The sequence below is a fragment of the Enterobacter asburiae genome (assembly GCF_008080435.1).
Classification (GTDB): domain Bacteria; phylum Pseudomonadota; class Gammaproteobacteria; order Enterobacterales; family Enterobacteriaceae; genus Enterobacter; species Enterobacter asburiae_C.
Genome location: NZ_VRKN01000005.1, coordinates 309,190 through 331,432, shown reverse-complemented (window position 1 = coordinate 331,432; position 22,243 = coordinate 309,190). Strand labels below are relative to the sequence as shown.

General features: G+C 53.3%; 16 protein-coding genes. 3 read left to right on the top strand and 13 right to left on the bottom strand.

All coding sequences use genetic code 11. The features are described 5' to 3' along the window. Positions 1–17: 17 nt before the first annotated feature. The 13 genes from FU672_RS12625 to tssH form a co-directional block, all read right to left on the bottom strand. Positions 18–671: a T6SS protein Cts1T gene (locus FU672_RS12625; RefSeq protein WP_148243488.1), complete on the bottom strand. Its 654-nt coding sequence runs from the start codon at positions 669–671 to the stop codon at positions 18–20. Positions 672–685: 14 nt separating this feature from the next. Continuing rightward, positions 686–4,513: a type VI secretion system membrane subunit TssM gene (gene tssM / locus FU672_RS12620; RefSeq protein ID WP_262349012.1), complete on the bottom strand. Its 3,828-nt coding sequence runs from the start codon at positions 4,511–4,513 to the stop codon at positions 686–688. Between the two features lie 11 nt (positions 4,514–4,524). After that, positions 4,525–5,880 carry a type VI secretion system protein TssL, long form gene (gene tssL / locus FU672_RS12615; protein ID WP_148243487.1) on the bottom strand — a complete coding sequence of 452 codons (1,356 nt, stop codon included), beginning with the start codon at positions 5,878–5,880 and terminating at the stop codon, positions 4,525–4,527. Further along, complete coding sequence (tssK, locus tag FU672_RS12610) at positions 5,880–7,226, bottom strand: type VI secretion system baseplate subunit TssK (protein WP_148243486.1); 1,347 nt, start codon at positions 7,224–7,226, stop codon at positions 5,880–5,882. The genes tssL and tssK overlap by 1 nt, the downstream gene beginning before the upstream one ends. A gap of 3 nt (positions 7,227–7,229) precedes the next feature. Further along, entirely contained in the window at positions 7,230–7,757 is a 528-nt protein-coding gene (gene tssJ, locus FU672_RS12605) for a type VI secretion system lipoprotein TssJ (RefSeq protein ID WP_148243485.1), read from the bottom strand. Between the two features lie 90 nt (positions 7,758–7,847). Next, entirely contained in the window at positions 7,848–8,333 is a 486-nt protein-coding gene (locus tag FU672_RS12600; protein WP_148243484.1) for an Hcp family type VI secretion system effector, read from the bottom strand. Between the two features lie 159 nt (positions 8,334–8,492). Beyond that, positions 8,493–9,992, bottom strand: coding sequence for a type VI secretion system contractile sheath large subunit (gene tssC / locus FU672_RS12595; RefSeq protein ID WP_148243483.1), 1,500 nt, complete (start codon positions 9,990–9,992; stop codon positions 8,493–8,495). 21 nt (positions 9,993–10,013) lie between these two features. Then, entirely contained in the window at positions 10,014–10,532 is a 519-nt protein-coding gene (gene tssB, locus FU672_RS12590; protein WP_121424641.1) for a type VI secretion system contractile sheath small subunit, read from the bottom strand. A 90-nt stretch (positions 10,533–10,622) separates the two neighbouring features. Continuing rightward, positions 10,623–11,171 (bottom strand): fimbrial protein, encoded by a 549-nt coding sequence (locus FU672_RS12585; protein ID WP_148243482.1) that lies wholly within the window; start codon positions 11,169–11,171, stop codon positions 10,623–10,625. Further along, positions 11,162–13,759, bottom strand: a complete 2,598-nt coding sequence (locus FU672_RS12580) for a fimbria/pilus outer membrane usher protein (protein WP_148243481.1) — start codon at positions 13,757–13,759, stop codon at positions 11,162–11,164. Before FU672_RS12580 ends, FU672_RS12585 begins: the two co-directional genes overlap by 10 nt. A 36-nt stretch (positions 13,760–13,795) precedes the next feature. Beyond that, positions 13,796–14,557 (bottom strand): fimbrial biogenesis chaperone, encoded by a 762-nt coding sequence (locus FU672_RS12575; RefSeq protein WP_148243480.1) that lies wholly within the window; start codon positions 14,555–14,557, stop codon positions 13,796–13,798. Between the two features lie 89 nt (positions 14,558–14,646). After that, entirely contained in the window at positions 14,647–15,189 is a 543-nt protein-coding gene (locus tag FU672_RS12570; protein WP_148243479.1) for a fimbrial protein, read from the bottom strand. Between the two features lie 96 nt (positions 15,190–15,285). After that, a complete protein-coding gene (gene tssH / locus FU672_RS12565; RefSeq protein WP_187360805.1) occupies positions 15,286–17,964 on the bottom strand; it encodes a type VI secretion system ATPase TssH in 2,679 nt (892 codons plus the stop codon). A gap of 302 nt (positions 17,965–18,266) precedes the next feature. Here tssH and tssF point away from each other — a divergent pair, with 302 nt between their 5' ends. From tssF to FU672_RS12550, 3 genes are read left to right on the top strand one after another with little or no spacing between them, the layout of a single operon-like run. Next, the gene (gene tssF / locus FU672_RS12560; RefSeq protein ID WP_148243477.1) at positions 18,267–20,147 is read left to right on the top strand and encodes a type VI secretion system baseplate subunit TssF; all 1,881 of its coding nucleotides are present in this window, start codon (positions 18,267–18,269) and stop codon (positions 20,145–20,147) included. Continuing rightward, positions 20,144–21,136: a type VI secretion system baseplate subunit TssG gene (tssG, locus tag FU672_RS12555; RefSeq protein WP_148243476.1), complete on the top strand. Its 993-nt coding sequence runs from the start codon at positions 20,144–20,146 to the stop codon at positions 21,134–21,136. The genes tssF and tssG overlap by 4 nt, the downstream gene beginning before the upstream one ends. Before the next feature lie 35 nt (positions 21,137–21,171). Then, positions 21,172–22,242 carry a type VI secretion system protein TssA gene (locus tag FU672_RS12550; RefSeq protein WP_148243475.1) on the top strand — a complete coding sequence of 357 codons (1,071 nt, stop codon included), beginning with the start codon at positions 21,172–21,174 and terminating at the stop codon, positions 22,240–22,242. Position 22,243 lies beyond the last annotated feature (1 nt).

Genomic DNA, 22,243 nt, shown 5'->3' with positions numbered 1-22,243 from the left:
TAGTACGTGACATATAATCACCTGATACGTTGTGAATCCAATATTTTTCTATGTCGACTTTCCCGCCATAACCATATCCCTGACTCGTTTAATAGGCAGTCAGGCCAGTTTTTCCATGGCATAACGTCAACACCATCGCTATTTCGGATGTAATAGTCTTCCTGTGATCCCTCCCTGAGTAAGGCCTGCGAACGAGTTTTAAAACGCCATGCAGGCGTCAGCGCAAAAGACTCCCAAAATGGAGAATAAGCACGCTGCAGCGCCGTGCGCCATTGCCGTAGCAATGGTGTGTTGCGGGCAGAAAAATCATTTTCCTGTATCATATTTAAAATTCTACTCATCCAGAATGTCAGCGGAAATTCAGCCTGCATGTTCTTATTCAACCACTGGTATGAAACCGGGCTGTACATTCCAATAAGCGATTTCCCCCCTTGTTCATCACAAAGAATCTTACACGCCCCGACATAATGATATTTATCCTGTGCAGTGCTGGACGATATGACAAAACACCACGGATATGCCGTAGACAAATATTCGTCTGTCATTGCCGTCGCCATGTTTGACAGAATTTCTTGAGAAATAAAAGCCTCCTTCTGGCGCTGTTTTTTTCTCTTTCTGCAAAACGGACTCGCACGCGACTCACCACCAAGTAAATACAGTCGTAGAGACATCTTTCCCTCGGATTTTAATATTCGCCAGGACAACGGAAATCTTTCAACATATCCACGACCAGTTGATCTTTGAAGGTTAGCCCCACGACCTCAAGGTCCGCACGTCTGGAGTCCAGCGAATAACGCAAAATCAGTTCATCAGTATCCGTTGAGGAAATATCGCGAGCGCTGTCCAGCCAGCGTAAAAGCGACCATGGACCGCTAAACGTCAGCGACGAATTCCCCGTTGCGACCCTTGGGGTCACGTTCATTGTCGTTTTTGATACGGCACGCGACGTCGGCCAGACGATCGACGCCGATGAAACCGGCCCGTGCGCATAATTCACCTGCTGACCGTCAAAATTCATATTGAGCTGCGTAATCGCCGGGTCCAGATGCTGAACCGAAATATCAAACGCGAGCGATAATTTTCGGCCATTTTCTCCCTGGAAAAAGGCTTCGCGAATTTCCGCCACCTGCTCAAAAAATGCCAACATATTCGCATCATCCGTCTCGACGTCGCCTTTATAACGCCACGGTTGCGAAGAGGTATCGACTTTATCCGCGAGGTATTTTTTGTAATATTCGTCGACCAGGCCGCCCACCGCGAAAAAGCGCTCAAAGTCAGCGCGTTTGACTTCACGTGAAGTCTCGGCAAACGGGTAACGCCCCTTCAGCGTGGCGCGACAAACCTGCCCGATGCTCTCTTCAATCCCTGCATTGCTTCTGGCGATAGCCTCCTGGCTGGCGTGATGGTAAACGCTATCCAGCAGCGGTCCCACCAGGTGGCTCAGCGGATCGGGCCAGGTTTGCGATTCGGCGCTAATTTTCAGGGCGGTATTCGGCAGCGACGGCGAGTTACCGTTTTTCAGCGCATCGTCGTAAATCACAAACAGCGTGTACTGTTCGCTTAACGCCCCCATCAGCTTGCCAAGCTCCGCGCCGTTCATGGCTGGGCTTCCTTCCTGCGTCAGTTCCTGGCTACCGGTGGCAAATTCCCGCAGCGGGGCAAACTGGCTATCAACCCGCTCTCTGAGCAACTTCTTTTCCATGCTGGCATAAGCGAGACTCACCTTCTCCGCCGCATTCAGAATTCGGCCTTTAGTGCTAACGTTATCAAGTAGCGATTTTTCATCGCTTTTCGCCAGTGTCGTCTCCTTCACGATGCGCTGAATGAGATTCACCAGTGGCGAACTGGAGGCGCTGAGCGTTCGCAGCATATAGATATTTGCCGCGACGCCTGCACTGCCGTAATCCTGCGTGAGCACGTTCTCTTTAATACGAATATTGCTCAGAAAGTCCTGCCAGCACCGGGTATATTCATCCAGATAAAGGGCGAGAATCTGCTGCTGCACCGGGTTAACCAGCGTGCCATCGCTGCCGACGGCCATCTTTGGCGGCGCGGCGTCCGGCTTCGCTTTTCCCAGCACCCAGGCATCCTCACGCGTTAACAGCATCAGCTCCGGACCCATTTTTTTTTTAAACGCCTCGTAATACCCGGCCCGGGTAAAAAGGCCTGGAATGGCGCCCCCGCTATACTCATCGCTCAAAGTAAACAGATCCCCCCCCTGGGATTTTGCCATTTCACCGAGGGTTAAATCCGCCGGCGCGTCCTGCGCCAGGGAGGCTTTGATTCGCCCATAAAGGCGGCTGGCTAAGTCTTCGCGTTCCAGCACCGCCCGCGCGTATTTCACCAGGCCTTCATCCACATCCTGACCAAAACGCCGCCACTCAGGCACCGCAAAAAGCTGGGTCAGATGCGAGACAAAAATCTGCCGTTCTTCATAAGGCTGAAGCTTGCCGGTGTGCTCCCACAGTTGGGTAATGCTGACGATCATCTCTTGCTGGTCGAACTTGCCCTGACCGGTGACCTGCAGATAGAGCTTTAACAGGCTGTAGATGCGCGTCGCGTCACCGCTCTCAATCGCGTCCTGTAACGACACCACCACCTGCTGCTGGATCTGCGGCAACAGCAGCCGCTGCAGGAAATACTGATAGAGCGAATCCGACGCTGTCGCCACATCCGTGCCGGTATACAGCCCATAACGCCACGACAATATTGGGTTCAACACATCCAGCGTGCCGTAGTCCGGCAGCGAGTGTGAGAGCGCCAACAGGCGCGGCAGCATGGTGTCGTTCGCCGCCTGGTTGAAGCGGTTCACTTCGCCGCGCAGCACGGCAACTTTCGTCTCGATGGCCTCCAGATAACCGCTGTTGTTGTGATAGCTGTTATAGAAACCGTTTAACAAAATAAAGGCGATCACAATGCACAGCGTGTGGCCAAGGAAGCGTTGAAGGCGGTACTTTGACTGGTTAGCCAGGTTATAGCGCGCCAAATGCAGGTCCTTAACGATCACGTCGCTAAAGGGCTGTTTAAGAAAATACTGCCGCCCGTAAGAGACATCGTTAACCAGAAAATCCTGGTCGTCTGACTTCGCGCTCAGCGACGCCATCCCTTCCGGCGACTTATGCTCGACGTAGTTTGACCAGTGACGAATCACGCTCTGGTTATTCAGTAGGTTAAAATCAATCGGCTGATGGCTGCTGCTAAAATAGATACCGCGCAGCTGGGTATAGCTTTGCGTTTCATCGTAGCGGGAGGCAAAAAAGATGTTATGTACCACTTCCGCCACCATGCCGGAAAGCAGGTGAAAGTCTTGCGGCAACGCGTACATCTTTTTGCGATCCCGATGGTCGTACTCCTCCTGCTGACGCACGATCATCTCGCGCTCCAGACGCTCTTCAAGCAGGGAGAACTCCTCGACGATCTGGTCACGCAACCCCGAGACGGAAACGGTTTTGACATCACCATAAGGGAACGTCACGCCCCAAACCTGCTCGCGTTCCTGATCGGTCAGGATCCTGAAATACTCGGTAAAGCCCGGTAACTGATCGAGTTTCGTCACCAGCACATACACCGGAAAACGCACGCCGAGCGTCTGCCGCACATCCTCAATTTTTGCCCGCAGGCTGGCCGCCAGCTCAAACAGTTCGGCTTTATTACGGCACATCACGTCGGCGGCGGAAAAGGACAATACCACGCCATTAATCGCCTTGACCGGACGGTGTTTTTTCAGCGCTTTCAGGATCGCGCGCCACTCGCTGAGGTAGGTTTCCGGCTCGCTGATGTATTTCCCGGATGTGTCAAGATAGATTGCGTCATTGGCGAACCAGCATTCGCAGTTGCGGGTGGGTGAGGCAGGCTTCCCGACCTGATTCAGTTGCTCCGGCAGCGGGAAATTCTGGCCGGATGCCAGGATCGCCGACGTTTTGCCGGCGCCAGCGGTCCCGATCATCATATACCAGGGCAGCACATCCAGCGGCTTACGTGCCAGGATCACGCGCTGGAAAAACGACAGCGTGCCGCGGCTTGTATTCACGTAGTTGACCGCATTGCTAATGACCGCCATCACTTCCGAGCTGTTATCGTCCGCGACCGGCCCCTTATTGCGGGCAAATTTATTGAGCAGCTCAGGGTTGTCTTTCAGCGCCAGCAGTAATAACCACAAGCCGTATAACAACGCGACCAGCAAAATAACGACAATGATCGCCAGCCTGACGCTCACCGGCGCAACAGGCCAGCTTTCCCCCACCAACAGGAAGGGGCCGAATACCCAGACAATGACGCACAACGTCGCGGTCAGCGCAATAAACGCGGGCCAGCCCAGCCAGAGACAGACCAGGCAAAACGCCGCCAGCAGAATAAAAATAATGCGCGACTCAATGCTCTGCAGAGGACGAGATTCACCAAATCCAAAGAACGGTCCCAGGAACCAGATGGCGGCGATCAATAACGCAACACCACACACAATCAGCAGCGTCTTCATAAACCGCGTGGTGAAGACTCTATTTAAATAAGACATTGTCGTCCTCGTTAATACGTGACAAAAAACTCGACACGGCGATTCTTCGCCCTTCCCTGAGCCGTCGCATCAGACGCCACGGGTTGACTACTCCCCACGCCACGGACTTTCACTTTGCTCTCAGGCAGCCCAGCCGAAATAAAATATTGCGCCACTTCCGCCGCTCGTTTTTCCGAGAGCACAACGTTATTGGGCAAGTCTGGCCGACTGATCGGGGTGGCGTCCGTATGGCCGACAATCACCACGTCGCCATTCACGCGTCGGACTTCGCTGGCGATACGTTCAATGACGTTCACCATCTCCGGCTGAACGCGGACAGAGCCGGACAGGAACAACGCATCCCCTTTCAGCACCACTTTGCTCTGCTTCTGGCTCTCATCCACGCTCAGAAGCTGCTGCCTGATTTCGTTACGCAGCAGTACTGCCAGCTTCAGACGCATGGCAGGTTGCGCCACGGGCACGCTGAGGTTTTGCATGGCATAGATGCCATTGGTGATGCCGTCGCTGCGCGACAGTAGCCAGAATTTGCACCAGAGAAACGCCGACACCACCAGTACACCTGCGCACAACGCGCTTAGCCGTACGGGGATCACTATCTTCTCGCGCACCGCAGGTCCGTGCGGCTGCAGACCATGCGGCGACAGCGCGGGCGGAGTGGTGTTTCGCGTGCTTTGGATCAGGGTCAACAGACGCTGGCGGATTTTGCTGAGCTGGCGATCGCCATCTTCAATAATGCTGTAGCGCCCTTCAAACCCAAGCCCCAGAATGCGCAGCAATACCTCCAGCACATCCGCGAATTCGGTGGGATTCATGGAGAGACGGCCAACCAGCAGGAAGAATTTATTCCCACCGTCGTTATCCCCTTCAAAGTGGTTCAGCAGGTTGCTCTGCGACCACCCCGCCTCAAGCCCCCATGCCGTGGTATGCGCCGCCTCATCAAGCGCGGTGCAGAGGCAATAACGCACGATCGCCATCTTTTTCCACGGAATATTCACCTCGTCGCAGACGACGCCGAACAGCGTGATCTGGCTCTTCAGGGTGTTTTTGAGGATCTCTACATGGGTGATATCCTTAATCTGCTCCGGCATATCGCCAAGCGAGCGCAGTAGCGGTTGCGCAGCCTCCAGTAGAGGATTTTCCGCCGCCTTCACGCGTAAGATCCGCTGCTGCACACTTTCGCTTTTCAGCGCGTGTTCGCCACGCGGCGCATGCTCGCCAACCGGCCCGGTTTCACCTTTCGACGTCGCTTCCGGCTCCTGTATCCAGTCCCCTTGTTCATCCAGAAGGAACTTACCCAGCGCCTGCGGCGAGCTGTCCTCGAACTCCGCCGGTTCCGCGGAGACTTGCGGGTTAATATCGTCTTTCATCAGTTCCTGATTCCCCAAAGTTCCATCTTCAGGCCAGGGAACTCACCCGCGATATGCAGCGCCAGCGCGCCAGTGGTTGAAATCTTGTCCCAGAATGGCCCATTTTTGAGCAGCTCAAAATAGACGTAGCCCGTGCTGTACGGGATCTGACGCGGCGGTACCGGCAGCCCCTGCAGCACCAGGCCCGGCAGGTGCGAGCGAACCAGTTCATGGAGCTGTTGCGGCGCACTGATTTTGGCTTGCGCCTGGAACTGCTGCTGCAACACGTCCATCGGCAGCTGCGCATGAACCGCCAGCACCAGGTTTGAGAACGAACGTAACTCGTTCGGCAGCATCGAGGCCGCCCAGACACCGTTGCCTTTAGCCTGCAGGTCAATAAGCTGTCCGGCCCGCACCAGGATCTGGTTCAGCAGGTCATGCACATCGTCGACCAGGGGACGAATGGAAGGATAGAGGTTGGCGTGGTCATAGCCCGGCGCGCTCTTGGGACGACGCGTTTTGGTGCGCACAAAGGTCGACAGTTCGCCGGCCAGCTTCGCCAGCTCTTCGTAAAGCACGATAGGCGGTAGTTCCGGGATATGGCGCAGGTGATCGAGAATCGGCTCGTATTTATTGAAAATCTGCAACAGCAGATAATCCACCACCTCGGAGCTGGCGCTGGCCTTGCCGTCTGACGCCGACAGGCGGTGCGCCAGCATGCCGGCGCGCATTTTGACCAGACCATTAAGATGGGTCAGCCATTCGCTCAGCAGGGGGTTCGCCGCATAGCCGGTGACGGGCGGAATATAATCTTCCAGATGCAACAGCACGCTACCATCGGGCTGAATCGCCTTGACGCGGGTCAGCGGCAGACCAATCCACGATTCGGTCATTTCCGTTTGCGACATCAGCCTGAGCCGCAGTTTGGCCAGTTGAACCGGCTTCGGCCCCTGGCGAATCGCGTTGGTATCGCACAGTTCCGCCTCTTGCGCGCGAAAACGCGCCAGCGAGCTGGCGTCATGCTGGCTGAAGATGGTCTCATCGCTATTATCAAGGCGTAACGGTACCGCCAGAAAAATCGTCTTGCCCAGGTGTTCAGGCAAAATCGTTAGCGGTTCGGGTAAATCAGCGTGATCGGGCACATCAAAAGGTGTGCCGTCCGGCAATACGCCGCGCGCGGTACGCAGCACCAGCTTGCCATACGACAGCGCCTCGCGGTCGATTTCATACTGCGAGAATCCCCAAAAGAAGGGGCTCAGGGTCGATGCTCTTTTATGTGCGTAGTATTCAAAATAGCGTTCTTGCTGTTGAAAAAGCTGCGGACGAAGAAACAGCCCTTCACTCCAGACGACTTTATTCGTTCTCACGGTTTAATCCATTTCTTTAATTGTTATTGCTGTTTTCTGGAAATGCACATTCAACTCAAGCGAATCATCGCTAAAGAAACTCGGCCGCCACCACGATGTTTTCTTTTCTGGCAGATCCCAACTCACCAGCCAGAGAGAATCATTAAGGCTGCGATAGGCACCAATGAAAGCAAGGCTGCGTGTAGTACCGTCTGGTTTAATCAGAATGGTACGCGGCTCTCCGGGTTGTAAAATCGCTTCATAGACTTTTGAAGCTGCCGCCTGTACAGGCTTGCTGGTCCCATCAACAATTTCATAAAAATCCGCATTGGTTAAAACATCCAGATCCTTGACGTTATAAATAAATATATTGAGTGGCGCCGGGTCGCCCATTTCATTTGGGTTAACATCGCTTGCCGCCAGCAGATTTATTTTTATTTCATCGCCATCGGTCGCCGGACTGCTGCTTCCACTACAGGCGACTAAAAAGAGTGACAGTAAAAAAACTGTCGTTCCTTTGAGTATGTTTTTTATTTCTTTTCCGCTAAGCATACGTTTCCACTCAATTCATCCAAACGGCGTCATTATGAGAAGAGTTTTGCCGCCGCAGCGGCAAAACTCTGTCAGCGAACCTGGCGTTAATTAGCTGCGCAGGTTAGCTTTTACGTCATAACTTGTGGAAATTACACCAGACTTCGCGCCTTCGGCGTTCTGCATGACGTAATCCTGAGTCAGTTTAGTGAAGGCGAACGTCACACGTTCACGCGGACGCGTTTCGTCTTCGTGGGAACCCGCTGTTTCAACGCGGGTAATAATGACATCGGAGAACTTAATGGTTAGATATTCCAGCGGATCGCCGCCAGCCTTACGAATCACAAACTGAATGTCTTTAATATGCTTACCGGACAGGCAGTAGCTCAGCAAATTAGTACTGGCCTTATCGACATAATGCTCAAAGCAAAAATCCTCAACCGTTGCTTTACCTGCGCCGCCGCCGGAACCGCTGTGCATATTTGAACTCTGCGCGCTGGCCCAATGCCAGGACAGCACTTCGATTTCATTTTTATGGGTAGCATCAAGAGATTCGCCTTCGATGCCATCAATTTTAATAAACATATCCTGAGCCATACGATTTCCTTAATTAGCTCTTATTAACAACGTTACTCAAACAGTAACGAACGAAATGAAGACAAAATATCTTTTGCCTTTCACAGTGCGCAGAAACCCCTGCGCAACCGCATTTTCAAGAATAATGAGACTATTATTCTTATTAATTCATTGACTGAATTACGCCACGTCTTTCAGCGACGGTAATTTAGCGACCATGCGCAAAGAAACGGTCAGACCTTCCAGTTGGAAATGCGGACGCAGGAAGAATTTCGCCTGGTAATAACCCGGATTGCCTTCCACGTCTTCCACCACCACTTCCGCCGCCGCCAGCGGACGACGCGCTTTGGTTTCCTGCGATGAGTTAGCCGGATCGCCATCGACATAGTTCATGACCCAGTTGTTCAGCCAGCGCTGCATATCTTCACGCTCTTTGAACGAACCGATTTTGTCGCGCACGATGCACTTCAGGTAATGTGCAAAACGTGAACAGGCGAACAGATACGGAAGACGCGCGGAAAGATTGGCGTTGGCCGTTGCGTCAGGATCGTAATATTCCGCCGGTTTCTGCAATGACTGCGCGCCAATAAATGCCGCGTAATCGGTATTTTTACGGTGAACCAGTGGAATAAAACCATTCTTCGCCAGCTCCGCCTCGCGACGGTCGGAAATCGCGATTTCCGTCGGGCATTTCATATCCACGCCGCCATCATCGGTCGGGAAGGTATGACACGGCAGATCTTCCACCACGCCGCCGCTCTCTACGCCGCGAATCATGGTGCACCAGCCGTAGTGCTTGAATGAACGGTTGATGTTGACCGCCATCGCATACGCGGCGTTAGCCCAGACGTATTTGCTGTGATTCGCACCGTCGGTATCTTCTTCAAAATTGAAGTTATCCACCGGGTTAGTGTTGATACCGTAAGGCAAACGAGCAAGGAAGCGTGGCATCGCCAGACCGATATAACGAGAATCCTCAGACTGACGCAGGGAGTTCCATGCGGCATATTCCAGGTTCTGGGTAAAGATTTTCGTCAGATCACGCGGGTTAGCCAGCTCCTGCCAGGATTCCATCTGCATAACGGATGGCGACGCGCCGGTAATAAACGGCATATGGGCGGACGCCGCCACCTTACCGATGGAGGAGAGCAGATCCACATCCGGCGCGCTGTGGTCGAAATGGTAATCCGCCACCAGGCAGCCATATGGTTCGCCGCCAAGCTGACCGTACTCTTCTTCGTAGATCTGCTTAAACAGCGGGCTTTGATCCCATGCGATCCCTTTGTAGCGCTTCATGTTGCGACGCAGGTCATCTTTGGAAATGTCCATGAAACGCAGCTTCAGCTTCTCATCGGTTTCGGTGTTGTTCACCAGGTAGTGCAGGCCGCGCCAGGCGCTTTCCAGACGTTGAAACTCTTCATGATGAAGAATCAGGTTAATTTGCTCTGACAGCTTAAGGTCAATCTCCGCGATAATCGCCGCGATGTTTTTGTAAGCATCGTCAGCCATGGTGATCGAGGTAGAGAGCGCCTGTTCCGCCAGGGTTTTCACCGCCATTTCGACCGCCGATTTCGCCTGCTCGGATTTCGGCTTAAATTCACGGGTCAGTAACGCATTAAAATCATTTTGCGTTGCGGCCTGCGGCGCGGCCTGCTTATGGTTTTGTGCTTGAGTTGCCATTTTTATCTCTCTGATTCACATTCAGGACGCGGCTTCATCAGCCTGTTTAGGTTTTGGCGCCGATGCCAGGGTGTTCAACAGTGACTTGTCATTCAGCACCTTCATCACCAGGCTTTCCGCGCCTGCTTTACCGTCCATATAGGTCTGCAGATTGGCGAGCTGCGTACGGGCTTCGAGTAGCTGAGATAACGAGTCAACTTTGCGGGCGATCGCATCCGGAGAAAAATCGTCCATGCTTTCAAAAGTCATATCGACCATCAGCTGCCCTTCACCCGTTAAGGTGTTTGGCACCGCGAACGCCATACGCGGACGCATGGCTTTCATACGCTCGTCAAAGTTATCGATATCGATACTCAGGAATTTGCGGTCTGCCACAGGCGGCAGCGGCTCCAGCGGTTTACCGGATAAATCCGCCAGCACCCCCATCACGAACGGCAGTTCAATTTTCTTTTCACTGCCATAGATTTCTACGTCGTACTCAATTTGTACGCGCGGCGCACGGTTACGTGCGATAAATTTTTGTGAGTTACTCTTGCTCATATGGATATATACTCTTTAATCACCGTTTATGTATAAATCATGACTGGTCTGATAGTTAACGTTCAGATAATTCGCTGATTCCACTCCCTGTTATTTATAAACAAGCTCGACTCCCGCTACCGTCTGGACTTTGCCGGCAGTAGCTGCTGAGTCACCCTTCGCATAATAGCTCGCTAAAAATCGATGACTTAATGGGTCTGCCGTGGCAGAAATAATGTAGTCCTGCCCTGAAGTCGCATCATCAATAATGACCTGCGAACTGTCTTCTTTACGTAATCGGATCTGAACATTTTCGCTCATATCAGGTCCTGTATCGTTAATAAGGTTTCCCGTCGCGGTATCCGTGCCGGAGATGCTGCTATTGAAAAACACCGCTACGGTCCTGTTGGCCGGACACTCTTTCAAGGTGATATTAAAAGGTACGCTGCCCGCTTCGCTGCCATTGGCCTGCAGCGAAGTAACTGAAATTTTAGGCAATGTGACGACTTCATTATTGCTGCCATTATTAATCTCTACGACACAGGTTTCGTCGGTATAGGTCCCGGTAAAATATACGTCCATTGAGTAATTAACTGCATAGACGCAGGCTGTTGGGATTCCCAGCAGAGCCAGGAAGAGTGCTTTTTTGATTAATGACATACCACCTCCACCTGCGTAATTGAACCGGCCGACTTACTTATTTTTTTAGCGATATCACTATTGGAATAAATCGTGCACAGACGATCGCCAGATGCGTTTTTCACATATAAATTGCTGTTCTCAGCCTGCCAGCCGCGAATAAACGCCATACCCCCCTGACCAATAATACCCAGGCTATTATCCAGCTGGTCAAAAATATCCGCGCCGATAGGTAAAGGCTGTCCTTTCCGATCCCGGACAATTAATACCGCAGGCGCCCCTACCTGTGTTTTGATATTTACTTTCACCGCAGCGCCCATTCGCGGAATAACCGTGCTTTCACTTTCCAGCACATCCACGTTATCAGGCAGCCCCACGGTATTCACCGCAATGGTGTTTTCACGATAGGGCGTGAGCGACGGCACAATCGCAAAGCCGCGGGAATCGATGCGTGAACCATAGCCGTTCAGCATCCTCGCCCCTTCCGCACCCGGCGCGTCAATCAATGCAAACGGTGCATCACCCAGTCGCGGCCCCAGCGTAACGCCGCCGCTGTGCGCCACCACGCTGCCATTTGCCGACAGCGAGAGCTGACGCGTCTTATTCCCCACCGACGCGGTCGCGCCCAGCTGTCCTACCGGCGCGTTGTAATTTACGTTGCCATTAAACGCCGCCTGCGTTGACGTATCCTGCGCTTTATTAAGCGAGGTGCCCACGCCGTAACTCAGTTCATTCTGTACGCCCTGGCTGCCGATGGCATTCATCTGGAATCCGCTGCCGCCGTTATTGTCATGCATGGCGGTGGAGTAGACCGTACTGAACAATGGTTTTTCTGTGATGCTGCTTCCCAGCGGCACGCTGACGGACAACATCACGTTATTCACGTTCCGGCCGTCGCTGTTATACGACCGGGAAGCCGACACCGACCAGGAGAAATAGCGCTCGGATTTGTTATACGAGACCATGTACTGGCTGGTCGACGGGCGATCGTCCCAGTAGTTATAAAAATTACCGGAAAAATTTATCCTGCTGCCGTTCCATAACGGCTGACCGATGCTCACGGTAAAGCGCTGCCGGGTACGGTAGTCCACCATATAATCATTATTTCTGGCGCCATAGCGATCAAGCGCCGCATCGCGGAGGCTGTAAAACCCCGTTGATGAGTATCGGTAAGCCGCCAGCGTGACGTCTGTCGACGTGGTATCCAGGAACTTACTAAACCCAATATTAAAACTGTTGCCGGAGGAGACCTTGCCGCCGCCGAGTTCACTGCGCGCGCGGGTCGCATCCAGCGATACGCCCCCCAACGGGGTATTAAACGCGTTTCCCACTCCTATCGCAGCGTAGTGATCGGCCAGCTGGCCGCCGCCGTACAGGGTGTACATATTGCCAATGCCATACTGGTAAAAGCCTTGGGCAACGCCGGGTTCTTCGGCGAGCGCATCGTCCTGCAACTTACCGACCGTCACGCCAAAGCGGCTTACGCCGGCGTGCAGCAACATCGGTGGCGCGGAAAAGGGCACCACCTGCGTCCGCTGGCGACCATCTGCCTCCGTCACCGTCACCTGCAAATCACCGCCATATCCCATTGCACCAATGTCGCTCAGTTCAAACGGTCCCGGCGGCACGGTTGTCTCGTATAGCGTCTGCCCCCGCTGCGTCACCTGTACTTTGGCGTTAGTTTCAGCGATACCGCGTACCATCGGCGTGTAGTAACGTAAGCCTTCCGGCAGCATACGGTCGTCAGACTGTAGCTGGATCCCCCTCACCGTCATGCTGTCGAACAGATCGCCGCTGGTCGAGCTATCGCCCAGCGTCAGCTGACTTCTGAGCACCGGAACGTCGCGCTGCAGATACGTCATGAGGGAGTGGGTATGCGTTGAGTCCGTACTGCTCCAGTTGGTATTCAGCCGCTTGCGAAATCGCCAGTCATACACGTTCAGCCCCATCATCAATCCCAGGTTGCCGCTGACGGATCGATCGTTTCCCCCGCCGGACTGATTGACGTTCTGCTGAGCATAGGCGTTGGCGTTATAGTCCAGCACCCCTGCCAGCACCCCCGGATCCCACGAGACAGGATCGGTATAACCACGCGGGAACTGCACCATAAAAGCCTGCGGAATAACCAGATTGAGATAAAAATCGCCGGGCAAATAATTCGCGCTCGCACCTTCCACCCACTCATCCACCATGGCGCATTGCCCGCTTTCTGACGTCTCAGGTTTTGCCGTCACCTTAATTCCCAGACGAGTCAGTTCGTCATACGTGAAGCAGGGCTGGGCGCTAACATTGCCTTTAACGGGTTTAAACAGCACCTTACGCTGCCCCCGGCTCAGACCATTGACGGCGACCTGCACTGCATACTCCCCCGCCGGCGCCGGGTTGCCCTCGTAAAAACGAGAGACATCAACGCTAATGCCGTGAATGAACGAGCTGTTAAATTTCACAACGTCATTTTTAGCGCTGGTTGCCAGATCGCTGGTGCTGGCATGTGCCAACACGGAAACGCTGGCGCCAAAAGAAGCGATAAGGATATGGCGTATCGCCGCCGCGATTTTCGATTCACGGATTGCGCGACATGCATGTTTTTTTATCTCTTTCGGATTCACGTCCTTGTCTCCCCCGCCAGGCGGTTCAGCGTCTTATTATTTCTTTATTGACAGGGTGTTACCCGTTGAATGAGTCAACTGATATTTAACAACGCCGCCGTAGTCATTAATCAGGCGGACCTCAACGCTACCGATCGTTGCTGGCACTTTATTTTTACTCGCCAGTGCAAATTCTTTACTGCCAAACGGTGGGATCATATCCGCCACCAGAGGATATTGTGTGTTTCCTGAATAGGCGATCGCCGAATCAAATGAAAAATAATAAGGCGTTGGATTATTCACTTTAATACCTCGGGTCGGGCTAATGATTTCCCAACGCAGTTTTTCAAATTCATTGGCACTGCTACCCTTTAACGCGGTCGGGCGATAAAATATTTTAATACGGGTTCTGAATGCCAGTTCCAGACGATCGGTGTCATTGACTTTTTCATTCATCGGAGGAATTTCCAGCATATTAAACCAGAACACCGACTCCCGATCCTGCGGCAATGGCATACCATTATAAATAAGACGTACACTCTGTCCTTTACCAGGCTCTACACGATAAACGGGCGGCGTAGCGGTAAATGGCACCTTAATATTATTAAGGTCAGTATTTTTATTGCCATCATCAACCCAGACCTGAACCAGTGTCGGTGTGTCATTTTTATTATTGGTTCTCACCGTCTGCTCTTTTTCAGAACCGGGAAAAATCACCCGCGTACCGGATATGGTCATCCCGGCAAAAGCAACGTGGGCTGCCGTTGCCAGCGCGAAAAAGAGAAAAGTATTTAATAATAGTGCTCGTTGATATTTCATAGTACTGCCCCGCGGGTAAAACGGTCTATGTGATAAAATGGCTTAACAGGGGCGATTTCTCGCCCCGGATTCAATCCTGACGGAAAGACTTACGGATACGCGATGGTATAAGCCGCCTGCGCGTAAACCTTACCTACAGTGGTCGCACCCGTCGCGTAGTAACCGCCGTAGTAACGCATGGTCGCTTTACCGCTGGTCACGGCAGCAGGTGCGCCGGTTTCACCCAGTTTCAGCTGCTGCTCGTTAGAGTTATACAGACGAACCTGTACGTTCGCCGCCGCAGGGGTATTCGCATCCGGCGGACTGAACTGGTTAGTCAGGTTGCCAGTTGCGCTATCAACGCCAGAGCTGCCGATAGCTTCAAAGTGCGCCGCGACCTGAGTAATACCGGTAGGACACTTTTCAACGTTCAGATCAAAACCTTTCGAGCCCGCAGTGTCACCTGAATTGGCCAGAGTCTGAATCGCAACCGTCGGCAGCTGTACCTGGCGATCAATAGAATCAGTGGCAATTTCGCAGGTGCTGGTAATCAGTTCACCGTTAAACGTTACGGTACCCTGCGTGGCGGCCAGCGCAGAAGTTGATACTGTCGCCATCGCCAGCGCGCATAATGTCATTTTGAAAGTAGACATAACAAATTCCCTATATTAGCGTTATTCAAATTAAAACTTCTCGACCCTAAGATCGCTTTTTGGTTATTACATACTTCCTGTAGATTAAATGTTTATCTAGCCCTCCACTTGCATCACAATATCAATTTCCTTTTCTTCAGATAAAATGCACTGCATGGCTATTGTTTTATTTTTTGCCGCTTTGTCGACCTGGTTTAAAAGTGCACTGCCAATCTTTGGTAAAATATTTTTCTCAATAAAACGGATCAGCATCCGGGCACCGGTTTCCGCTACCGGACAGTGTTCAACAACGTGCTGAACCAGTTCATCGCTAAAGGTAAGCGCCATGTCATACTGCGCTTTCGCACGCTCAGCGATGCGGTTCAAGTGAATTCTGACAATATGCTGCAGTGAATCCGTCGCCAGCGGTAAGTAAGGTATAACGGTGACGCGGCCTAAAAACGCAGCCGGGAATACTTTCAGCAACGCGGGCTGTAGTAATTTCAGCAAGCCTTCTTCATCAGGCATGGTTTGCGGATCGGCGCAGGTGCTGCTAATAATGTCGCTACCGGCGTTGCTGGTCAGCAAAATAACGGTATTGCGAAAATCAATCTGGCGACCTTCACCGTCTTCCATCGACCCTTTATCAAATACCTGGAAAAACAGTTCATGTACATCGGAGTGCGCTTTTTCGACTTCATCCAGCAAAATGACGCTATAAGGTTTGCGACGTACCGCTTCGGTTAATACGCCGCCTTCGCCATATCCTACGTAACCCGGCGGCGACCCTTTCAGGGAAGAAACCGTATGCGCTTCCTGATATTCACTCATATTAATGGTGATCAGATTCTGATTGCCGCCATAAAGCTGGTCGGCAATCGCCAGCGCGGTTTCGGTTTTCCCGACCCCGGAAGGGCCAACCAGCATGAACACGCCAAAGGGTTTTTGCGGATCGGCAAGCCCGGCGCGCGCGGTCTGAATACTCTGGCTCAGGCAGGTTAACGCATACGTCTGGCCAATGACTTTTTCCGCCAGACGTTGCGGCAGCTCCATGACGGCGCTGACGTCGTCTTTCAGCACCTGCCCCACCGGGATGCCCGTCCAGTCCGCCACAATCGCCGCCACTATGCTGGCGTTCACTTCCGTCTGCACCAGCGCCTTTTCACCGCGGATCTCGCTCAGCGTCGCTTCCAGTTCATTCAAACGAGACTGCAGGAAACTGATTTTTTCCGCTTCCGGCATTTGCGGATCTTCCACCGTGGCGGCGAGCAGCTGCTGACGGGTATCGATAATCGTCGCCACCAGTTCACACTCCTGCGCCCAGCGCCGCTCCAGCACCGTCGCTTCTTCTGCATGGTCGTCGATAGCGCGCTGAATCGGCTGAAGCCGTTTGTCGTCCTCTTTGCCAAAACCAATGGCTTTTTCCAGCATGGACAGTTCAGCCTGAGCCGACTGCTGACGGAATTTCAGCAGCTGTAGCTCAGTCGGCGGCGCATGCTGCGCAACGGCGACCCTGGCGCATGCCGTATCCAGCAGGCTGATCGCTTTATCGGGCAACTGCCGGGCCGGAATATAGCGATGAGATAAACGCACGGCGGCGCGAATCGCCTCATCCATTACCCAGACGCCGTGGTGTTTTTCCAGTACCGGCAGCAGGCCGCGCAGCATGGCGATAGCCAGATCCTCCGACGGTTCCTCTACCTGCAGCACCTGGAAGCGTCGCGTCAGCGCCGGATCTTTTTCGATGTGACGCTTAAACTCGCTCCAGGTTGTCGCGCCGATGGTGCGCAGCTGCCCGCGGGCCAGCATCGGTTTCATCAGGTTAGCGGCGTCCCCGGTACCGGCATTGCCGCCCGCGCCAACCAGCGTATGCACCTCATCAATGAACAAAATGACCGGTTCGACTGATTTGGCGGCGTCTTCCAGCACCGCTTTTAAACGCGCTTCAAATTCGCCCTTCATGCTGGCCCCGGCTGAAAGTGCGGTGACATCCAGCGTCAGCAGGCGAACGTTTTGCAGCGCGGGCGGTACTTCTCCGGCAGCTAACGCGAGCGCCAGACCTTCCACAACTGCCGTTTTCCCTACCCCCGCTTCCCCGGTGAGCAGCGGGTTATTCTGTCGACGACGCAACAGAATATCGATCATGGTGTTGATCTCTTTATCCCGCCCCAGCACCGGATCAATTTTGCCCTCCCGCGCCAGCGCGGTCAGATCGGTCGAATATTGCGCCAGTCCGCCGCTCTGCGTGCTGCCCATCGCGTTGCTGGCTTCGCCCGGTACGCCCGCTTCGGCGGAAACCATCGCACCGCCCGCTTCGCTCTCTTCCGCAGAGTCGCGAATAATGTAGCCAAGATCTTTGCTTAACTGTTCCAGCGGAATTTTTTCGAATACCGACGAAATGCCGAAAAGTGCGCGGCGTAATTCCATGGTGGTCAGCAGCGCCATCAGCAAATGGCCGCTACGAATACGCGTGTTCTCACACTCCAGGCTGGAAAATATCCATGCCCGTTCGATAGCCAGTTCAATATGATATGAAAAATCTGAAATAGAACTGGCACCCGCAGGCAGGCGCGTTAATGCCTGAGCAAAATCACGTTCGAGAATTTCCGCATCAAGTTCAAAATGCCGAACAATTTGGCGGATATCGCTATCCTGCTGCTGATAAATCTGATTTAACCAGTGAATCAATTCAACGTAAGGATTACCGCGTAATTTACACAGCGTAGTGGCACTCTCCACGCTTTTAAACAGGCTTACATTAAGTTTTCCGAATAGGTTTTTTCTGGTAATCGCCACAACAAAACTCATCCCATTTTAATTTGACGTCGTTTTCGGCCACTACTCCTGTAGTGGAACAGATTTTTCCTGCCTGCGCTGGAAGTATTCACAGAGACACAACTGGCTACTTCGGATTAATACTAAACATACTTAGCAATAAGAAAAACCTTTAATCTGAATAGCAGGCAGGATTTAAGAAAATCGCTCAAACGGGATTCCTAATTTCGCCAAAGACGATAAAAAGTGTGATCGTGAAGAACGCATTTAATTCTAGAATCCGGGCGATATTAAAGAAAGTCGCGAAATTGACGGGATGCAATGTGGAACACAACTTTCTAGATTACTATAACCAGGAACTGACGTTTGTCAGAGAAATGGCGCGGGAGTTTGCTGAGCGGCACCCGAAAATCGCCGGACGACTGGGGATGCAGGGGATAGAAACTGCCGATCCTTACGTGGAGCGTCTGATTGAGGCATTCTGCTTTTTATCTGCGCGAACGCAGATAAAACTCGATGCAGAATTTCCTAAATTCACCCAACGATTACTGGATATCATCTACCCAAACTACAATTCGCCGATGCCGTCGATGGGGGTCGTTCAGCTACAGCCAAATCTAAAAGAAGGCGATTTAACGCAAGGCTACGTCATCCCCAAAAAAAGCACTTTTTACAGTCGGTTATTGCCTGAAGAAATGACGCGTTGCGAATTCAGAAATAACCAGGACGTCACGCTGTGGCCGCTGGATATTGCAGAGGTACGGTTAACCTCTGTTCCTCCTGATATTCCTAACCTGGAAATCCATCGCCTCAACCACCAGCAGTTAAAAGGCGCGCTGCGCATCAAGCTGCGTTTACAGGGGGATTTAGTATTTTCAGATTTGAACGGGCTGGATGAGTTACCCATTTATATTCAGGGTGATGAACGCGTGGTATCACATACCTTTGAATTGCTTCACAGCAGGCATGTCGCGGTGGTGGTACGTAGCGGAGACGGTGAAAAAAATCAGCATCACGTTATCGTCAAAGACGCGTTAAAATTTGAAGGTCTGGCGCCAGATCAGAGCCTGCTGCCCTTGCAATGGAATATGTTCCACGGGCACACACTGATTCAGGAATATATCGCCTGTCGCGAGCGATTTTATTTTTTCTCGATCGCCCAGCTGGCCGCCGCGCTGGAAGGGAATAATACCAATGAAGTAGAAATTATTATACTGCTCAACACATTGCCGCAGGATCTGGTGCCGCATCTGGACGCCTCGCGCTTTTTACTGCACTGCACCGCGGTGATTAACCTCTTTCCCAAACGCGTGGACCGAATTGAAGTTAACCGTGCGCTGAATAATTTCCACATTGTGCCGGATCGCAGCCGTCCTATGGACTATGAAGTTTTTTCCGTCGATAAAGTCTTCGGCTTACAGGCGGAAACCAGCGAAGAGCTAACCTTTAATCCGCTCTACCAAACCCGACACAGCGACACCGGTAATTTTGGCCGTTATTTCTCTATCAGACGAAAAGTCAGGGTGAAAGAGGCGAGCCACCGTAAATATGACACCCGCACGCCCTACAGCGGCACGGAGATTTTTATTTCGCTGGTCGATCAACAGGAAGCGCCCTATAGCGAACATATTCGCTACCTGCTGGTTGACGCCATGGTAACCAACCGCGACCTGCCCCGCTTGCTGACCAGTACCGGCAACCTTGAGCTGACCATGTCGGACTCCGTTCCGGTTCACGGCGCCCGCTTCGTCAGCTCGCCAAGCGCCCCGCGTTCGCCGTTCGCCATCGGTGAGGCAGCGTGGCGGCTTATCCGTCAGCTTAGCTTTAACTATCTTCCTCTCTGCGAGATGGAACACGCCCGGGGCGGCGAATCGCTGCGTAATATGCTGCGCCTGTTCACCAACTCCGCCGATACGGAAACCCTGACGCAAATTAACAGTCTGGTCGGGTGTAAAACCGAGCCCGTGGTGCGTCGCCTGTCAGAGGAGGGGTTATTGGTTTACGGACGCGGCGTGTGCTGCAGTTTAACCGTCGATGAAGAGGGTTTCTCCGGCATTAGTCCGTACCTCTTTGGCCTGGTGATGGAAAACTACCTGGCGCGGCACGCGGCAATCAATATCTTTACCGAAACCGAACTGCACTCCATGCAGCGCGGCTTAATCGCGCGCTGGAAAGCGCGTCCCGGCAGACGAGGCGCATTATGAAATCCGTCGACGCCTGGTTTGATGACAGCAAGCCCTGGGAAGCGGGTTTTATCAGCACGATGCGCGCAATTGCCGCCCGCACGCCTGAGTTAGCGCCCCCCGGCAAAGCCCTGCTGCCCTCACAGGAGCGTTTTCGGCTAGGACAAGTGGCCAGCATGGCCTTTGCACCACGTGAAATCGCCGCCATTAGTCAGCAGGATGACAAAATCAAGCTGCAGCTTTTTGGTTTGGGTATCTGGGGGGCACAAGGCGCCATGCCGCTCCATCTTTCCGAACTGGCTTACTCCCGCTATGAGCAGCACGACCCTACGCTGATTGATTTTGTCGATATCTTTCACCACCGCGCGCTTAGCCTGTTTTATCGCGCGTGGTTTTTATCGCAGGATACCGCCTCGCTGGACAGGCAAGACGACGAGCGGTTTTCGTTTTACGTCGGCAGCCTGATCGGCCTCGATCCGGCTGAGCTCTCTGCCGATCCGTTACCTATCCACGCCCGGCTGGCCTCTTCCGCCCACCTTATTCGCGAAGCTCGTAACCCGGACGGCTTGCTGGGGGCGATGCATTACTACTTTGGCGTTCCGGTTCGCATGGAAGAGTTTGAACTGCAATGGATCTACCTGGAGCGCAACGATCAAACCGCGCTCGGCGACAGCCATTGCGCCGGGCTACTGGGAGACGGCGCGATCCTCGGCAACACCGTGCTGGACAGACAACATAAATTCAAGCTGCTCATGGGGCCGCTGACCCTTCCCCAGTACATGCTGTTCAGCCCGTGGGGAAGCGATATGTCGGTGCTGCGTGAACTGGTGCGCAGCTTTATCGGTTTTGAATATGCCTGGGATGTGCAACTGGTACTGGCAGCCGATCAGGTGCCGCAGGCCCGGCTTGATGGCTCCCACCAGCTTGGTTACGCAAGCTGGCTGGAGCGTAATTCTTGTGATGACCCGGTTTTCGGCATGAGCTTCGAGCCGGAAATGTATCACCGCTAGTTAACGCTTATACCCACAGCAAAAAGATACGTGCGATGAATCAAACATACCATTTGACCTGTTCCGATTATTACCAGCCCCTGATGTCGCCCATCGCGGGCAGCGACGCCTGCGGCGAGACGCTCGATTACGACCCCGCGTTCATCATGTTGCAGTCCCGGCTCCAGCCAAAACTGGGCGTGGAATACGGCAACTTTGTTGAAGCGGCGGAGCCCATTAACTGGGCCGAAACCGAACGCGAATGTCAGACCCTGCTGCAGAAAAGCAAAGACGTCCGGCTGATTATCATCCTGATGCGTTGTCGGCTACGTAAAGTCGGACTCGTCGCCCTGGCGGAAGGGCTGGAAGCGCTTCATGCCTTACTGTGCGCCTGGCCGGACGACCTGCATCCGCAGCTGCTTGATGAGGGGGAGTTCACCCCGATGCTGCGCGCCAACGCCTTCGCCGAGCTGGAGGACGCTAACGGCCTGCTTGCCGACCTGCGCAATCAACCGCTGCCGAAAGCCTCCGGGTTGCAAATCACCATCAAAGAGTTTGAAAAAGCGCATCAGGTTCCGCGGGAAGAGGGCGCGCTGTCGGATACAGCCATGGCCGCCATTATTCATGAATGGCAACTTAACGCCCGTGACAGCCTCTTCCCGCTTACCCAGGCGTACGGCTTCATGCTGGAGATAAAAAGCATGCTTGCCGACACGCTCGGGCACGATGCGCCTGAATTTGCCTTACTCGGTAACCTGCTGGTCTCTTTCGCTAACGATTTCAGCGGCCTGGCGCCTGCCCCGCTCGTTTCGCCGTCCATCGCGGAGGACGAAACGCCGCAGGTTCAGGAGATCGCGGAGCGTCCCGTCGGTGGGGTCCCCGCAGTGGCGGATCTTCCCCCCATTGCGCCACCTGCCGTAGCGGAAGCGCGCCGCAGTATCGAAAGCCGCGCCGATGCGCTGCACCGCTTACAGGAAATCCGCAGCTGGTTTGCAATGACCGAACCCAGCAGCCCGCTTGTTCAGGTGCTGAAGTATGCGGAAGAGAGCATCGGCAAAAGCTTTGCCGACCTCTTAAAAATGTATCCCCCTGAGATAGTCGCCATGCTGAATCACGAGAAGGAATAAA